13 protein-coding genes are annotated in these 16563 nt (G+C 51.2%); 1 reads left to right on the top strand and 12 read right to left on the bottom strand.

Translation table 11 applies throughout. The annotated features are described in order from the left end of the window. Positions 1-73 precede the first annotated feature (73 nt). Positions 74-523 (bottom strand): CBO0543 family protein, encoded by a 450-nt coding sequence (locus tag MKX42_RS10970; RefSeq protein ID WP_340752526.1) that lies wholly within the window; start codon positions 521-523, stop codon positions 74-76. Between the two features lie 174 nt (positions 524-697). Here MKX42_RS10970 and MKX42_RS10965 point away from each other — a divergent pair, with 174 nt between their 5' ends. Continuing rightward, on the top strand, positions 698-1309 hold the full coding sequence (locus tag MKX42_RS10965) for a LysE family transporter (RefSeq protein ID WP_340752525.1): 612 nt from the start codon (positions 698-700) through the stop codon (positions 1307-1309). On the opposite strand, the gene MKX42_RS10960 is transcribed toward MKX42_RS10965, so the two are convergent. The 11 genes from MKX42_RS10960 to MKX42_RS10910 form a co-directional block, all read right to left on the bottom strand. Next, entirely contained in the window at positions 1306-2742 is a 1437-nt protein-coding gene (locus MKX42_RS10960; protein ID WP_340752524.1) for an amino acid permease, read from the bottom strand. The genes MKX42_RS10965 and MKX42_RS10960 overlap by 4 nt on opposite strands. A gap of 105 nt (positions 2743-2847) precedes the next feature. Further along, the gene (locus tag MKX42_RS10955; protein WP_340752523.1) at positions 2848-3747 is read right to left on the bottom strand and encodes a hypothetical protein; all 900 of its coding nucleotides are present in this window, start codon (positions 3745-3747) and stop codon (positions 2848-2850) included. 23 nt (positions 3748-3770) lie between these two features. Then, positions 3771-4715: an NAD-dependent epimerase/dehydratase family protein gene (locus MKX42_RS10950; RefSeq protein ID WP_340752522.1), complete on the bottom strand. Its 945-nt coding sequence runs from the start codon at positions 4713-4715 to the stop codon at positions 3771-3773. A 195-nt stretch (positions 4716-4910) separates the two neighbouring features. Then, the gene (locus MKX42_RS10945; protein WP_340752521.1) at positions 4911-6041 is read right to left on the bottom strand and encodes a glycosyltransferase family 2 protein; all 1131 of its coding nucleotides are present in this window, start codon (positions 6039-6041) and stop codon (positions 4911-4913) included. 96 nt (positions 6042-6137) lie between these two features. Next, positions 6138-7424, bottom strand: a complete 1287-nt coding sequence (locus MKX42_RS10940; protein WP_340752520.1) for a hypothetical protein — start codon at positions 7422-7424, stop codon at positions 6138-6140. A 249-nt stretch (positions 7425-7673) separates the two neighbouring features. Beyond that, a complete protein-coding gene (locus MKX42_RS10935; protein WP_340752519.1) occupies positions 7674-9443 on the bottom strand; it encodes a thiamine pyrophosphate-binding protein in 1770 nt (589 codons plus the stop codon). A gap of 22 nt (positions 9444-9465) precedes the next feature. Beyond that, positions 9466-10350: a glucose-1-phosphate thymidylyltransferase RfbA gene (gene rfbA / locus MKX42_RS10930; RefSeq protein WP_340752518.1), complete on the bottom strand. Its 885-nt coding sequence runs from the start codon at positions 10348-10350 to the stop codon at positions 9466-9468. A gap of 823 nt (positions 10351-11173) precedes the next feature. Further along, on the bottom strand, positions 11174-11476 hold the full coding sequence (locus tag MKX42_RS10925; RefSeq protein ID WP_340752517.1) for a hypothetical protein: 303 nt from the start codon (positions 11474-11476) through the stop codon (positions 11174-11176). Positions 11477-11604: 128 nt separating this feature from the next. Beyond that, positions 11605-13914: a hypothetical protein gene (locus tag MKX42_RS10920; protein WP_340752516.1), complete on the bottom strand. Its 2310-nt coding sequence runs from the start codon at positions 13912-13914 to the stop codon at positions 11605-11607. 31 nt (positions 13915-13945) lie between these two features. Beyond that, a complete protein-coding gene (locus tag MKX42_RS10915) occupies positions 13946-15157 on the bottom strand; it encodes a hypothetical protein (RefSeq protein ID WP_340752515.1) in 1212 nt (403 codons plus the stop codon). Between the two features lie 63 nt (positions 15158-15220). Then, a complete protein-coding gene (locus MKX42_RS10910) occupies positions 15221-16459 on the bottom strand; it encodes a hypothetical protein (RefSeq protein ID WP_340752514.1) in 1239 nt (412 codons plus the stop codon). Positions 16460-16563 lie beyond the last annotated feature (104 nt).

Genomic DNA, 16563 nt, shown 5'->3' with positions numbered 1-16563 from the left:
TCGCATCCTGCTTATTGTCGGTCTAACGACTGTATTTATACCCTTGAATCGGAATGCTACTGTGGAACCTGAATTAGTTGAAGAGGGACCTGCCCTTAACGATCAGATACCAGCCGTAGCATAACGAACAGGCCAGTAAATAAGATACAAACGTCCAGCCCAGATTCCAGCCGTAAGCATAGCTTACTTTCCCGCTTAACACCAGGCAGAACTCAAACATAGTTTTGCAGAATGTAAAGAGCAGGAGAAGCAGCAGCGAATTCAGGGAAGACCTCCTTACCGTATAGATAAGCAGACAGGAGACCACCGGAAATATCCCCAGATTATAGGGAAGAAAGGATAGAATCCCCGAGCCGGCCGGGGTAATGCTCCACCACTTCATATGGTATCCGACCTCATCGAACACACAAGCGATTACACTTGCAATAGGTGCGATGAGCAGGATAATTGAGCTGTCTTGTCTGAGAAAATAACTGGCTATACACCAAGGAATAATCCATCCGATGATTACGTTAATAAGCAATTAATTCCATTCCTCCATCTGAATTCACATCTGCCTATTATGGCTTAATGAATTGCCCCTTATGCGTGGAGGCGGTCATCCGCGGTCCTCTTACTGGTTGTCCTAATCCTGACATTGGCTGAATAAACTGGCTATATAAAGGAGGAGGACAACATTAACATATTCATCGGTTATATGGTACTCGGATTATCCCTGTCGGCACCGATCGGCCCCATCAATGCGGCCCAGCTGGACAAAGGTCTGCGTGGAGGCTTCATGCATGCCTGGGTAGTCGGCCTCGGTGCGATCAGCTCCGATATCATCTACATGCTGCTGGTTTATTTCGGCATGATTCACCTGCTGGATGCCCCATTTATCAAGGCTTTCCTGTGGCTGTTCGGTTTCTTTGTCCTTGTCTACACCGGAGTAGAGAGCATCAGGCATTCGGGGGAATTGTCGGGAGCAGAGATGAGGGGAAGCGAGGCCTCCCTGTCCAGATCCTTCACCTCCGGGTTCCTGATGTCACTGTTCAATCCCCTGTCCATCCTGTTCTGGCTTGGAATCTATGGCTCGATCTTAGCCAAGGCGGTCAATGAGTATCCGATGCAGCAGTTATTGGTCTACAGCGGTGCCATCGTCCTCGGGATTCTGCTATGGGATGTGACCATGGCGGCCGCCTCCAGCATGTTCCGCAAATTCCTGACCGTCCGGGTACTGCGGGCCGTCTCAGTATTATCCGGCCTGTCTCTGGTCGGATTCGGCTTCTATTTCGGCGTTCAGGCTGCCCGGTTGCTCTTCTTCCATTAGATCTTGTTCTTCCGCAGCCGGATGCCCTTAATCCTGAACGCGGGTCCTCCTGGCAGCGAAGGATAGCCGCCAGCCTGCTCTTCCGGCCCGGATTCCTTAACCGGAGCATCTTGCTGCTTGCGGATATGCTGAACAATCCAGTCCCCCAGCGCAATGAACGAGACAATCAGCAGGCTGATATAGAAGCCCGGGCGGCTCAGCTTATGGAACAGGGTGCCTGTAACCGCTACCAGAATCAGCACCAGCCCGCTCCAGCGTTTCACGGCGCTAAGCACGCCCCCCTTCAGCAGCTTGCCCGAGGAGAGCAGGATGAACGCCCAGTTATACAGAATCATCAGTCCGGCGGCGGTGGTGATGTATTCATATACTTTTCCCGGCAGCAGCAAGGCCATAATCACCGTCCCCGTCAGACCGCTCGCAATCAGGCACAGTGCCAGCAGCGGATACTTGTCCTTCCACTTCCTGGAGAACACCTTAGGTGCATCCCCCTCCTGGGCCAGCGTAATCATCATTGAGGTAATCGCATACAGCGATGCCGTCATCGTGGAGAACCCGGCAATGATCAGCACCCCGTTGAACAAATGGGGCACGAAGGCCAGATGGTCGCTGCGCAGGGCCAGTACGAACGGGCTTTCCTTCGGGTTAAAAGCACTAAGCGGCACCATAATCACCGCCAGTCCAATGGACAAAATATACACGGTTCCCAGCCCCAGCAGCATCACCTTTCCCGCCTTCGGCGCCTCCTCCGGCTTCTGCAGCCGGTAAGACATAATCCCCAGCACCTCAATCCCGCCATACGCATAGAAGGCAAAGATAAAGGCGGACCATACCCCAATGCCCCCGGACGGGAACACCTCCTTATAGCTGAGCGGAACCTTCGGGGTGAACTTGCCGCCGCCGATCCAGCCTGCCAGTAGCATAGCCGCTATCACCAGGAACATAAGAATAGCCGCCACCTTGATGACGGCCAGCACGTTCTCCACCCGGTCGAAGCCTTTGTTCCCGAAGAATACAATCCCCAGAGCGACTACCGCATACCCCGCTGCAAAAATCCACATCGGTACGCCCGGGAACCAGAACCGCGAGAAGATGGCCAGTGCCGTAAGCTGGCTACCCATAATGAGCAGCTCCGAGAACCAGTACAGCCAGCCGCTGCCGAAGCCCGCCCAGCTCCCGAAGCCCTGCTTGGCATAGGAGCGGAAAGAGCCTTGCTCCGGCTGTGCCGCCGTCATCCGGGCCAGGGCATCGAAGACGACATACGTTCCCGCCGCCGCGAGCAGGTACACCAGCAGCACCGCCGGTCCGCCGATTGTGATTGCCAGCCCCGAGCCGAGGAAATACCCGGTGCCGATTGTCCCCGCAATGCCGAGCAGGCTTAGCTGCCACCACTTCAGTTTCTTGTCTTTTCCCGCTGATCCAGAAGTCTGATTCATGAACTCCGTCCTTATCTTGTCAGAATTAGAGAGGTCTCTCAGAGCTCTATGATTCCCTAAGGGCGGGGATTCATGAATTTAGTTTTTAGTCCCGTTCATTATCATTCATACTTTGGGAAACCACATGTCCCAGTACAACATGTAGATAGGCCATAATGACGTGCTGTCGGGTTCAAAGCCGCGGTAGTGGCGCATATATCCGGCCAAGTACGCAAAGGATGAGGTGTGCGGGCCCGCGAAATATGGTGCGCCCAGACAGACCAGCCAGTCTACTAAGGCTTGTTCTTCCAGAGATAATGACTCGAATTCGGCCAACATCTCCGGCGAGAGCCTTAGAAAATTGCGCTTGGTTAGTATGATGGCCTGGGAGTGTCTCTCTCTGAATTCAGGCATTGCTTCTAATAGAAATTCTTCATTGACCCCGGTTGCTACATAAACTGCCGATACTTCAGGAAATTGGGCTATGGAGTCAGTTGCCAAGCGGTCTTGTTCCCGCACATACTCATCATATTGAAAGTTCTGATTGTACATAACATCACTTTCAAGGCGCATCTGAAGAGCAGCCCAGCAAGGATGCTGAGACATCCAGCCGAGGATTGACTGAGCCAAGAGCAACGGCTTCTGCGCGAACGGAATAGACTCTGCGATCCAGATGCCTATATTGCGGGAATCATCCGGGGACATTGGACTGATGGGAAAACGGGAACATTCATTAATGGGTTCATGTGATGCGACGACATCCCACGGACGCAGGAGGGACACCCCTTTAGCAGCCAGTGCTCTGTGAAATTGATCCACCTCTATGAAAGCCTCAATAGGCAAGGGCGAGAAAAAATCCTCATCTGATAAATCAATAAAATTACGAGTCTGGCCATCTGCTAAAATAATACAAGCCTCCTCTCCCTGTTGGACACACATGAAAGCTTCCGATATGGTTCGATACAAAGCCATTAATTGATTGCACAATCCTTCCATACCGAATACACGATTCTGAAAATATCTCATCCTTCTCACCTCTATATATGACTTTATGAATGACATCCTGATCTTGACAGATGCCCGTAACCGGTCTGTATGCTCTGCAGCGAGGTGTATCTGGGCAGGTACCCTATTCGGGAAGCGCGGTCATTTAGCGAATAATAGTTATTTTTGGAGCCAGTAATGGAGTTATAGTTAGGGTTATCCTGTATTTCATACTTCAGACCATGGTAATCTGCAAAGTAGTCAAGGATCTCAAACTTCGCAACAGGCTTCAGCGAGTACACATCATAGACATCATTCGGTATCCCTTCCAGCATACATAGCTTAATGAACTGGATGAAATCCCAGGGATGCACATAATCTCGAATGATGTTGTCCGTTGAGGTGAGAAGAATCTCTCCTCTCTTAAGGTGATGAATAATATCCGTCAGCAAATAACGGGAGTTCAAATCAATGAACGCGCTAAAAAAACCGAAGATCCGCAAGTCCACAATTCGGTGTCGGCTCAAACTTCTGTGTTTAGCTTCCATGTTCAGCTTAGCGATTCCGTAAAATTCCTTCGCGGACAGATGGTTAGGATCAAGCTTAAGCCACTTCCCGTCTGTAGCAGGCTGATCAAAGTCAGACCCGTACACCGCCCCACTGCTCAAGTTAATGTAAACGGCTGTCGGATACTTGTGCAGATAGGCCAGAATCAGATTATCATATTGCTCGGTAATCTGGAAGACCTTGAACGGATGTTGAACCAGGTCATGCGGATCTCCGATCCCCACCCCGTTAATAATCACATCATAGTCCGCCGCTTGTGCAAATTCATTGTATTCACAGAGCTTGACACGCTCCTGAAGCTGGTACTCCGTCAGGAAAAGGGCCATCTTGTCTGCGGATCGTGAGAATATATACAGCTCATACTCCTGCAGTACTGCAAGACCGAGAATCAGATTTTTAGAGATATGGCCTGTGGCTCCTAGTATGGCAATCTTTATCTTCATAATGTCTACATAGCAGCCCCTTTCCGGTTTACGCTCTTCCATAACCAAGATATTCACTGCCATGCCCGTTTATACGGTATTCCGGACCGGCAAGTCCAGTAAATTACCAAAACTAGAGTCAGGCTGGAGGCTCTCTTACAGGTCCGGTATATAAAGAAGCAGGCAGTTGTAATCTTCCAACTGCCTGCTTCTTTATTATTCTTTCTTATACCTTGTCTCTTCGAGCACTTGATGTAATGCGCTTCTTTGGCCCAGCAAGACCTGATTCCCCGGCAAGTATGCTAAGGCCTGCTCATTATGCCGGTAGGCCTGCTGCCATTCTCCGGCGGCGGCGAAGCAGCGGCTGACCAGGACATGAGGCAGCCAGGTGTAACAGGCCTGTGAGACCGGACGTTCTCCCGGAGGCGCGGTCTGCCGGCCGATTGCCTGGAGATACCAGTAGATTGCACTCTCCCATTCCCGGCGCTCCTCGAAGAATCCGGCTATAGCGCAGCAGACATCTGCCTGGGGCAGCCCGAAGCCGAAAGAGCGGAAGAGGCTATTCAGCCTGAGCTCCGCTTCACCGAGCTCCCGGTAACATTCTGACAACCGCAGACAACATGTAATCCTTTTCTCCTTCCAGCCGCTAAGCTCGCGCAATACCTGTTCATAGGAAGCAGCAGCAGCTTGATAGTTCCGGGCGCCGAAGCATTCATTCGCATAGTGGAAGAGCAGCCTTCCTTCAGCTTTGCCTTCCTCAGCGATCCAGCGCTTAAGAATTTGCAGGTTGCGCTCCGTATGAACAGCAGACGGACGATGATCAATATAAACGTCTGTATTCAAGGCAGAGCCCGCTCCAATGTTCAACTCTTCATGAACCCTTCCCTGCCAGCGGAAATGTCCGCGCTTCACAACACGGGGACGACGCTCTGGATACACTGGGACAACAGTTGGGGCAGCTTGGGAAGGCTGCGGAGATAGCCGGGCCCCCATCCAGATCACCTCCACCCCCTCATGCTCCTGCGCAAGCTGCTGCTTCAGCCGGGCCAGCTTCTCAGCTTCCGGCGCACTCAGCAGCTCATCCGCGTCCATCCAGATGACATAAGGCATCGTCGCCTGCTCATAGGAATAATTACGGGCAGCTGCAAAATCCTCATCCCACTGATAAGTAAACACCTTCTCGGTATACCAGCCTGCAACAGTGACAGTCCTGTCTGTCGATCCCGTATCCACAATAATGATCTCATCCATCAGGTCTCTGACCGAGTCCAGACAACGTCCTAACACAGCTTCTTCGTTCTTCACAATCATACACAGACTGAACAGACCTTCCTGTTCTGCTTCCATCTCCCCGCCTCCTGAGAATGATGCGATATACAAAAGAAGCCATCCCTAAGGATAGCTCCTTAATCCGCTAATAGGTGAAGCGGCTCTATTCTAGGATCAGGTTAATCTGTGAACAGACCATACTACGCCAGAAGTTGTAGCACCTAGATCCACATCCAGCGCCACTCCATTAGACTGGTAGACGAGAATGATCACATCACCTGCTGTAAGCTCCACTTCACCTGCCAGTGTGACTGTTCCGCTTCTAAGAAGTGTTCTAAGGGTTAGCGTTCCTGTAACATCTACATCCAGTACCGGTAATAATCCGGTGACCAGATCTGTAACTGGAGCTGGCGTAGTTCTTTGTACCACTAAAGACGGATTCGCTGCCGGGTCTAAAGCAGTGGCAATGGCTGCGGTATAGGCAAAGTTGACAGTGGCTTCAACAGAATATCTTCCTGTCTCTGGAACGGTATATTCCCCTAAGGCCTGGTCGAATGCCGCATTGCCGTAATACGGCGACGTTTCTTCCCAGCCAACAAACGTGGCCGTGGTGCCTGTCACCAAGGTTGGCAGAAATACCGAGAATCCTTCACCTGCTAATACAGGACCAGTCGTTCCTGTGACTCCTGTCATTCCCGTAAGCCCTGTAACTCCCGTAAGCCCTGTGACTCCCGTAAACCCTGTGGCCCCCGTAAGCCCTGTGGCCCCCGTAGGCCCTGTGGCCCCCGTAAGCCCTGTGGCCCCCGTAAGCCCTGTGGCCCCCGTAAGCCCTGTGACCCCCTGATCGCCTCCTCCAGAACCCGTGGGTCCTTGAGGACCTTGGACTCCCGTGGTCCCAGTAGGTCCTTGGGCTCCTGTCGTTCCTGTAGGACCAGGAGCTCCTGTGATCCCTGTAGGTCCAGTAGCTCCAGAATCGCCTCCACCTGGACCGGTGGCACCGGTAGGTCCTGCTGGCCCTCTCTCTCCTGCCGGCCCTCTATCTCCTGCCGGTCCTGTAGGTCCCGCCGGTCCTGTTGCTCCGCCGCCGCCACCTTTGTCTGCACCTAACAATTCTTCCGATACTAACCGGTGTGCAGTGACCAATTGTCCCGATGAATTCTTTCCCCATAGCGAGATCTGCACCGGCTCAACTTCCTCCGATGAATTCGGTGATGTAATAAATGTGAATTCATAAGCATTGACATCAGCATAGTAATTCTTCGTAATGACTTGATTCGCTGCAATGTTGAGCAATTCGCTTACGTACATCACTCTCGTTCCGCCGGTCAATTGATAACCCTGAATGGTGAGTGAGTAAGCCGAAGCCTCGCTGCGGTTATCAATTTTGACAGTAACCTGCTGAGTAGGTCTGACTCCGTTCACAGGGTTATTCTCAATAGGTCCTGTTGATAAAAAAGCCATTACATGGTCACATCCTTACAGATTTGGATTTCATTCCAGTATGCGCCGGGAATCATGCCAAATCCGCATGATCAGCGGACCCTCCCGTCAGCAGCATACTTAATGATTAATATAGTAGTATTCATCTATACAGGTTTGGTGTGGACTTAGCGGATGGTCTCGATAGAATAGGCTTCCTCCCCATCCGCCAAATCTTCTCTGCTCTGTGAATACCACTATATGCGCCAAGTCTGGAATGTGTCCGTCAGATCAAGTTGAAATATCCGTTTCGTCCACGAGATCGATTTGCATGATCTTTTTTAATTCCTCCCTGTCCAGGTAAGGATACATGTCCTCAATCGGCCGGTTCACCACCAGCTTGGGATAGACATTGGTATCCTTATCCAGCTTTACCTCAAGGAAAGCCGGCCCATCCACACTCAGGAACTGATTAAGCTGATGCATATCAGCCATCGTATTCATAGTATATGCCGGGAGCTTATACGCTCTAACAATATCAATGAACGAAGGATTAGGATTCACCGTCGATTGTTGTCTGCCTGCGAAATATAAATCCTGGAATTGCCTAACCATGCCAAGCGAGCTATTATTCATAACGACGATTTTAATGGGCAGATTCAGCCGGACCACCGTATCAAGCTCCTGGATATTTAGTTGAAATCCTCCATCCCCTGCAATCACAAGCGTCTCCTGTCCTGTGGCCAGACAGGCACCGATAGCAGCCGGTAGGGCAAAGCCCATGGCCCCCATCCCTCCGGAATTAAGCAACCTCTGATGCCCGGTCAGCCTGAAGGATTGCGAAGCCCACATCTGATGCTGGCCCACATCCAGACATACCGTATGGAAGGTCTCTGATCTGGAGGACAACAGCTCCATGAACCGGTTCGGTTCAATTTCATCAGCCTGCGGAGTGAAGGAATAGGTAGGATATTGCTTCTTAAGTAGTGTAATATAGTCTAACCATGCAGTAGTATCTGGCTTGCTAAATATGGTTAATGCCTCATTCATCCTCTCCAGAAATACATTCAGACTGGAGTGAACGGCTAGGCTTACGCTAACTTTGCTGTTAAGCTCGTTAGTATCAATATCTACATGGATCAAGTCAGCGCCGCGCCCGAAGGTATCCGGTCTGGTTCCGGTCTGTCTGGTATCCAGCCTTGAGCCGAGGATAAGTAACAAGTCACAATTCGCCAGGATAAGATTGCTGTAACGGTTGCCGTATGACCCGATCAGACCTGTATATAACCGGTGGTCATGCGGGATGACATCCAATCCCATTAATGAAGTAACAACGGGGATTCCGGTCAGCTCAATAAACCGGGATAATGACGCTTCGGAGTTACCGGCCCTCACTCCCCCGCCCGCCAGAATCAGCGGCCTCTTGGCTACCTCAAGCCGTTTCAGGATATCCGCAACAACGGCTTCGTCTAAGTCGCCGTCATCTTGCACAAGCTCCTGATATTCAACACTATCATAGAAGCTGGCCAGCGTATCAGGCTCCACCTCTGCCCGCTGAAGATTCATCGGAAGATCCAGAAGCACCGGGCCGGGCCGGCCGCTTTGCGCGAGCGCCACAGCCTTTTCCAGCTCATACCTGATCTGATCCGGCTTCGTAACCATGACTGCATATTTGGTTAACGGCTGCGCGACACTGACAATATCCGTTTCCTGGAATCCTATTTGCCGGACCGGACGGTCGAATTTATACTCATATGTGTTTACTTGACCGGTGATGAATAAGCAGGGAACGGAGTCGAAGTAACAACTGCCTATACCGGTTAACAGATTCAAGGCCCCCGGTCCGCTAGTAGCCATAGCCACACCCAGCTTCCCGTTCATTCTCGCATAGGCTTCTGCTGCGAATGCGCCTGCTTGTTCATGACGGACAGAGACACACTCGATGTCCTCTCTAACTGAGACGGAATCGAGCAAATGGACAATCGCCCCGCCAATGAACTCGAAGACATGGGAGACACCTTGCTGCTTGAGATAATCAATGACATAATCAGATATCTTCAAGTAAACTCCTCCTCCATGGACCTTATCCGCCCGCTGTAAGTGATTCTTCAGCTATGGTGTTCAAATATTGTCCGTAGGCCAGCTTGCGCAGCGGCCTTGCCAGCTCCAGAAGCTGCTCTCTGGTAATGTAGCCTTTATTGAAAGCAATCTCTTCAATGCAAGCCACGTACAGGCCTTGCCGCTTCTGGAGCGTCTCCACCAGATTGGCTGCCTCCAGCAATGAATCCGGCGTCCCGGTATCCAGCCAGGCCATTCCCCGGCCGAACAGCTCCACATTCAATTGGCCTCTGCTTAAATACTCCCGGTTAACATCTGTAATCTCGATTTCACCACGCCGTGAGGGCTGGATATGTTTTGCGATCTCAACGACCTGACGGTCGTAGAAGTATAAGCCCGGCACTGCATAATGGGAACGGGGATACAGGGGCTTCTCCTCCAGCGCTACCGCCTTGCCCATGCTGTCAAATTCAACAACACCATAAGCCGAAGGATCTTGTACCCGGCAGCCGAAGATCGTGGCACCCTCCCGCCGCTGGACAGCTCGCTCCAGAATAGAGCTGAAGCTCTGTCCATAGAAGATATTGTCGCCCAGAATCATGCACACATGATCTGTACCAATGAATTCTTCTCCAATCAGGAACGCCTCTGCCAGTCCGCGCGGCTGCTCCTGTACCGCATATCGGAAGGACAGGCCAAGCTGTTCGCCATTGCCCAGAAGATCCTGGAACAGCCGGATGTCTCTCCCGGTGGAGATAATCAGGATATCCCGGATGCCTGCCAGCATCAATACAGACAGCGGATAATAGATCATAGGCTTGTCATATACCGGCAGAATCTGCTTGGAGATCGACTTCGTCAGCGGATGCAGCCTCGTCCCCGAGCCGCCCGCCAGAATAATGCCCTTCATCCGTCCACCCTCCCAGTTCTAATCATTTCTAAAGATAATCCCTGCGGCTTGAGAAGCCACAGGGATCAATCTAAGCATCACTTATGCAGCTTGTATCCTCGCTTTATTTACTCTGTAATTTGTAGATTCCGCTGGTCAGGGAATAGAACAATGGCTGATAATCAGCTTCAGGTGGAAGGTCAAAGGTACGTACGACGCTTACGGTGTATACATTCCGGGTCCTGATTACGACCACATACCGGCTGTCCCTCGAGAAATTGATTCCACCCTGGAACTTGTTAACCGTCATGGAGACAGTTCTTGCGGTCTTATCTCTGGTCGAGAACAGCATCAATGAGTCAGTGCCTTGGATACATATCCACTGTTCATCTGGAGACAACACCATAGCAAATTGACCGGTTACACCACGATAGTCATTTAACTCATTCCCACTTACATAATGGATAAAATTGCTTGAATTAAGAATCGCCATTACTTAAATGAAGTAAGCCGGTAGGTGTACCATCCAACGTAACCATTGTGAATTGACCTTCTCCTATATTATTAATAAAGTACCTATTTTCTTCACTGCTCACAAGCCATATCTGCTTGCTGTCAAGGGTTACTCCTAGCGGATTGGAGAAACTCGGATCTGGGCTACCGCCAATGGATCTGAACATGTTTCGGGTAAGCGACTCTGCAGCAATCTCATAGGCATGAACCTGGTTTGTGGCGAATCTGCAGGCCGGGCTCCCGGCAGTCTCCGTCCAAGGAGTGGGCCTAAGGGTCCCACTGGCTCGACCGGTGTAGTTGTAGCAATTGGAGGCGTGACAGGGGCAACGGGCTATACGGGACCTACCGGGATGCCGAAGCTACCTGTAATCCTTGCATTCACATCCGCAATGAGAGCTTCCCCAGCATTGCCGCTGCCGATAAAGGGCTCGGTAAGGGTATGAATGATCCTTCCGTCTTTCAGCACCGATAGTCCCACGATCAGGTGATAATTGCCGGCCATCGCCGGCTGGAACGACAGAGGCACGCTGAAATCAATTTGGACGGAGGGGTGACTCTCCTCCAGCAATACCGGACTTGCCAGCCGGATGGCCGGTCCCGGACTTCCCAGTTGCACCGGAATCAATGATGACATGTGAACACAACCCTTCTGTCACTTTATTATTCGCCTTGTCCGCTTGATGTGAAGACAGATTAATCCCTGTAGTTTCAGAAACCACAGGGATTGATCTAATCACTTCTCATGCTTACTTGTATCTTTGCTTATTTACTCTGCGTTTTGTAGGCTCCGCTAGTGAGGGAGTAAGATAGCGGTTGATTTGCAGGATCAGTTGGAAGGTCAAAGGTTAGAACTGAGAAATCCTCTGTACTTATACTGTACACATGCTGGGTTCCGATTACGATTGCATACCGGCTATCCCTGGTGAAATTCAGTCCGCCCGGTACGGCAACATCATCAAATTGATAGAAACTTCCAATAGATAAAGAGCCTGTATTCCGTATGATTACTTTCACACCTGATTGGTAAACCAACCATTGATCATTTGGTGAGATAGCCATGCTTCTAAATTGAGATTGATACTGCAAATATAATCTGAGCACACTTCCATCTGTAAGAACACGTATAACATAGTCTCCTAAGGCACTTACTCCAGCACATAATATGAACATAACTCCGTCACTCAACAGCTTAATGCCCCATGAAGTATCCGCGCTACTTACGATGCCATTGTTACTGAAGTCTCCAATCTTGGAGTAGGCGTACAGAATACCATAAAGTCCAGGTGTAAACCGCACCTCCGTACTGTCATTAGAGACCACAAGAGGATTTACAAATCCTGGAGAAAACGCCTGCTGGATAGGTTCGTAGGCTCCATTGAAAATATTACGCGTAATCATTCCTGTTGCAATCTCATAGGCATGAACCTGGCCTGTATAAATGTAGAAGAAGACATACTTGCTATCTGGAGAAGCAGCCGAAAATAGAACATTCGATTCCAAAGTCAAAGTTCGGATGGAATCCCTGTTCACCACATCATAGATCTGAACTTGGGGATTGGCTTCATCCGAGATGAAAAGATATTTCTTATCAGGAGTCAGCAACATATCTGCTGCCTGCATATCCGGATTCAGATCTACTCCCCAGTTCACAGCTTGTGCATTGGTGTCGAACTGGTATAACCTATCTTGCACCGCGAAGTAAATAATCCCGCCGTCTGCTGCCGCAAAGGCAGCCATAAGAGGAGAGCGAATATTGGGGTCCATTGGAACCAAATGGATGGGACCGGCCAAAGCGTTAAAGGTGCGAACCCCTCCTTCAGCCAGGAAATAAACATCTTCATCTTGAAAATAGGGAGTCCCGCTTCCTATCGGCTCTGCCGCAAGATATCGGTTCTCTACTGTAAGGGGTAGGCCCGGTACACTAATATTAGTATACGCTTGTATAGAATAGCCTCCCTCTTCGAGTTGGGGGGTATACGTAAAACTAAACGGGAATTCCACACTGCTCCTTTGCCCAGGGTCAGGTAAGCTCCCGTAACCCTGGACTATGACCTGGAAGTCCAAATAGCGAATTGGCACATTTAGATAGTTAATAGTAATTGAGAACGGAATTCTTACGGCGTCTGCGTGTGGAAGATAGGTGACACGGATATTCCCGTGTAGTAGAACACGTTGCCCAGGCTTAGTCTGTAGAGAATTCACGGTGAGAATCGTTTGTGGATTAGAGGTCAATGTCTGCGGGTCCGTAAGATATTGATATTGGACTGGGGACACTGTTTCACCTGTAGCTCCAGTTGCACCTGTGGCTCCTGGCGGACCCTCCGGGCCTTTACCGCCAGTTCCTGTCGGCCCCAGTGCACCCTCTCCACCCTCCGGCCCCTGCGCACCTCGCGTTCCTTGTAGGCTGTACCCCGTAGTGCCTGTTACAGCTACGCCGGTTGCACCAGTAGGGCCGATTCCGTTGTTGCCCGTCTCCCCGGTCGGACCAGTCGGACCGTAGCCTACTGGGCCAGTGACAACCGCGGGAGGACCAGGTGTGCCTGTATCTCCTGTCTGCCCGGTCGCTCCGTAGCCTGTTGCCCCTGTCACGCCCTTCTTACCAGGATCGCCGCCATCGCCCAACCGCCCCTGGGTACCGGTTGTTCCTGTCGGGCCGGTTGGGCCGGTCAGTCCTGCCGCAGCTCTACCTGTATTCACAGAAGCGATCCCTGCAACAGCTCTGCCTATAGATGGATCTGCTTTGACGTTAATGTAGCTGACGACCCGGGCTCGGATCGTGTAGGCATACGTTCCCGGGTACGCCGCATGGTTGACCGTCACCTGCATTGTTCTGACGGTCTCCTCCGTTCCGGTATGGGACAGTGTAACCAATTGAGTCTGCAGGACATTGCCGGAGAGCATTGTTTCCAATTCTACCCGCAGCAAGGATGGACCGGAAGTGACTCCCTGGAAGACGACAGGAATCTGGAACGTGACATGCGCCTGAGGCTGTGCTGCAACAATGTCAAGAGTCTCCGCCAGGTGAACAGCCGGTCCCGGCGTTCCCAAGGGAAGAGTGGTTAAATTCGACATAAATTCACCGCCTTTTATTTTTCCTGCAACATCAGATAGTTTTCGGTATTACTGTAGAAGTCAGAATACCTTGGTTAATAAAAATAACCAAATCGACCTGTGCATCACCAGTAACCGATACAGTTAGCGTCAGAGTAGTTGCGGGACCATCATAAATTACCATAAATGGAATTTCTTCTTCTATAGCAAAAGTATCAGAATCCTGCTTCTGCCAATAATTGCTGTACTGATACAATGTGTTTTCAGCAGCATCAGCCAGTGTGATGGTTATCCTAAATCCGTTTGTTCTTTGAGAATTCCCTGCAGTAATATTAAAATCCAAAATGCCTTCTACTTGGCAGCGCTCATTTCCAGGATCCACCGGAATAGATGCAACCAAGGTAGGTTCGTTAAGCAAAACTAACAGACTTGGTGAAATATCATAAGTCAGTGTTGGAATATACGTTTCATCCGCTGGTACACCTATAGCTCCTCTGGGACCCTCGGGTCCGGCTTCACCCTGCTCGCCGCTTCCCCCGGACGAATCCCCTGTGGGGCCTGTGGGGCCTGTCGGACCGTCGGGGCCTGTATCCCCTATAATTCCTAGGCCGGTGGCCCCCATGGCCCCTACACCTGTAAGCCCGGTCGCTCCTGTAATCCCTATTCCCGCTGCCCCGGTCGTTCCAGTGGGGCCAGCGAATCCTCCTGCATAACCGGTTTCCCCTGTTGGACCGGTGGGGCCGGTTAGGCCGGTGGGGCCGGTAGCTGAGAATCCAGCCGCTCCCCTTCCCCCTAAGCCTCCAGGTATTCCGGTTCTTCCGGTGAGACCAGTAGGTCCTGTAGGTCCTTGGGGGCCTATAGGGCCGTTGAATATGACAGGCCCCGGCCCCGTCCGGATCAACGGGGAGCCGACCCGGATATCCGAAGCGATATTCTGAACATGGAGCAGCTTCATTCGCAGCTCGTATTGATGAATGCCTGCGGGCAGTTCATCACTGAATCTGACCGTGGCTTCAGTCTGTATCCATCCGGCAGACAAGGCAGTGGATTCAATCGACACATCACGGGTTTCGACTAACGCATTAGCCCTCCATAGTTCAACATTCAAGTGTAGATGATAATAGCCGGGGGACTGGATATCCAGCAGCAGGGGAATCGATAACTGCACTTCCGCAGATGGATACGGCTGTTCTACATCCGTCCGGATATCCGTAAGCACCAGTTCTTTGCCGCTTTCAAGGGGAAGCGACGAATAGATGACCATGTCTTTCAACTCCTTTATTTCTCAGATGCTTGTTACTCTGTCGCGGCCTCACGAAGGATAGCATTAGTTGCCTTTCCGGAATACTTTCGCGGTGGCATTGAATGATTCGTAACTGAGTGTTGTATTATCACTTAACTGATTAATACCGACAACCACCGTATAATTATGAAGGCCCAATGGCGGATTCTCATCGATCATATAGAAGGGCAACGATTGATATGAGGGTATGGAATTAGAACCAGGATTATTCAAATAATTGTAAGCTAAAGTCCAAACCAGGACGTTACCTTGTATTGGAAGGTCGAACTGACCATCTCGCTCTACATAAATATTCAAACTGTTGTTGTAAACATAATTTGGTGGATTCCCATAGCTAATCTGGATAGTGCCCGATATAACTACACATTGATCGGTCGAGGTTATCAGTACCGGCGGGAGTTGGCCTACGATGTTCCCTTCAATAGGGCTGCTCAATAGCAGAGTATCACTCACAACGACCGGTAAGGCCCGGCTGGGTCCGGTTATCCCTGTGGGACCGGTTGGGCCCGTATCTCCGGTAGCCCCTGAACCAGGACCTGTAGGTCCCGTCACGCCCCTTGCTCCCGTCGTTCCTGTCGGTCCCTGTGGGCCATATCCGGTCATCCCGGTGGCTCCAATTCCGGTCATTCCGGTTGCACCGGTGGGCCCTACCCCGTCAGGTCCTGTAACGCCCGTTGCTCCCGTTACACTCCCCGCTCCAGTTGCCACAACCACACCAGTCGGTCCAGTGGGGCCCTTAGGACCCTTCACCCCTTGTATGCCAGGACCCGTTGTTCCTGTCGGTCCAGTGCTGCCAGTCGGACCTTTAGGTCCCTTCGTACCCCGTGGACCTTGCGTACCCGTTGGCCCTGTCGGACCCACCTCCTCCTCGTCCGCCGCCACTCCTTGGACGGAGACTGCTGGGCGTCCGGCCAGCGGATTCGCCGCAATATTCTGTGAAGACAGAATCTGCAGCTCCAATTCAAAGGACTGCCCCCCCTGGCCGAAGCTGCCTGTAATCCTTGCATTCACATCCGCAATGAGAGCTTCCCCAGCATTGCCGCTGCCGATAAAGGGCTCGGTAAGGGTATGAATGATGTTTCCGTCTTTCAGCACCGATAGTCCCACGATCAGGTGATAATTACCGGGCGCGGCCGGCTTAAACGATAGAGGCACACTGAAATCAATTTGGAAGAACGGATGACTCTCCTCCAGCAATACCGGACTTGCCAGCCGGATGGCCGGTCCCGGACTTCCCAGCTGCACTGGAATTAATGATGACATATGGACACAACCCTTCTTTCACTTTATATTTGCTTGCCATTTGCGAACGGCAGTACTATTTAAACAACACCCCCAATACCAGTTTATGCTGCCTATAGATTGTC

Origin of the sequence: Paenibacillus sp. FSL R7-0204 (assembly GCF_038002225.1) — a bacterium.
Classification (GTDB): Bacteria; Bacillota; Bacilli; order Paenibacillales; family Paenibacillaceae; genus Paenibacillus_AQ.
This window is presented reverse-complemented; position numbering and strand designations above follow the sequence as displayed.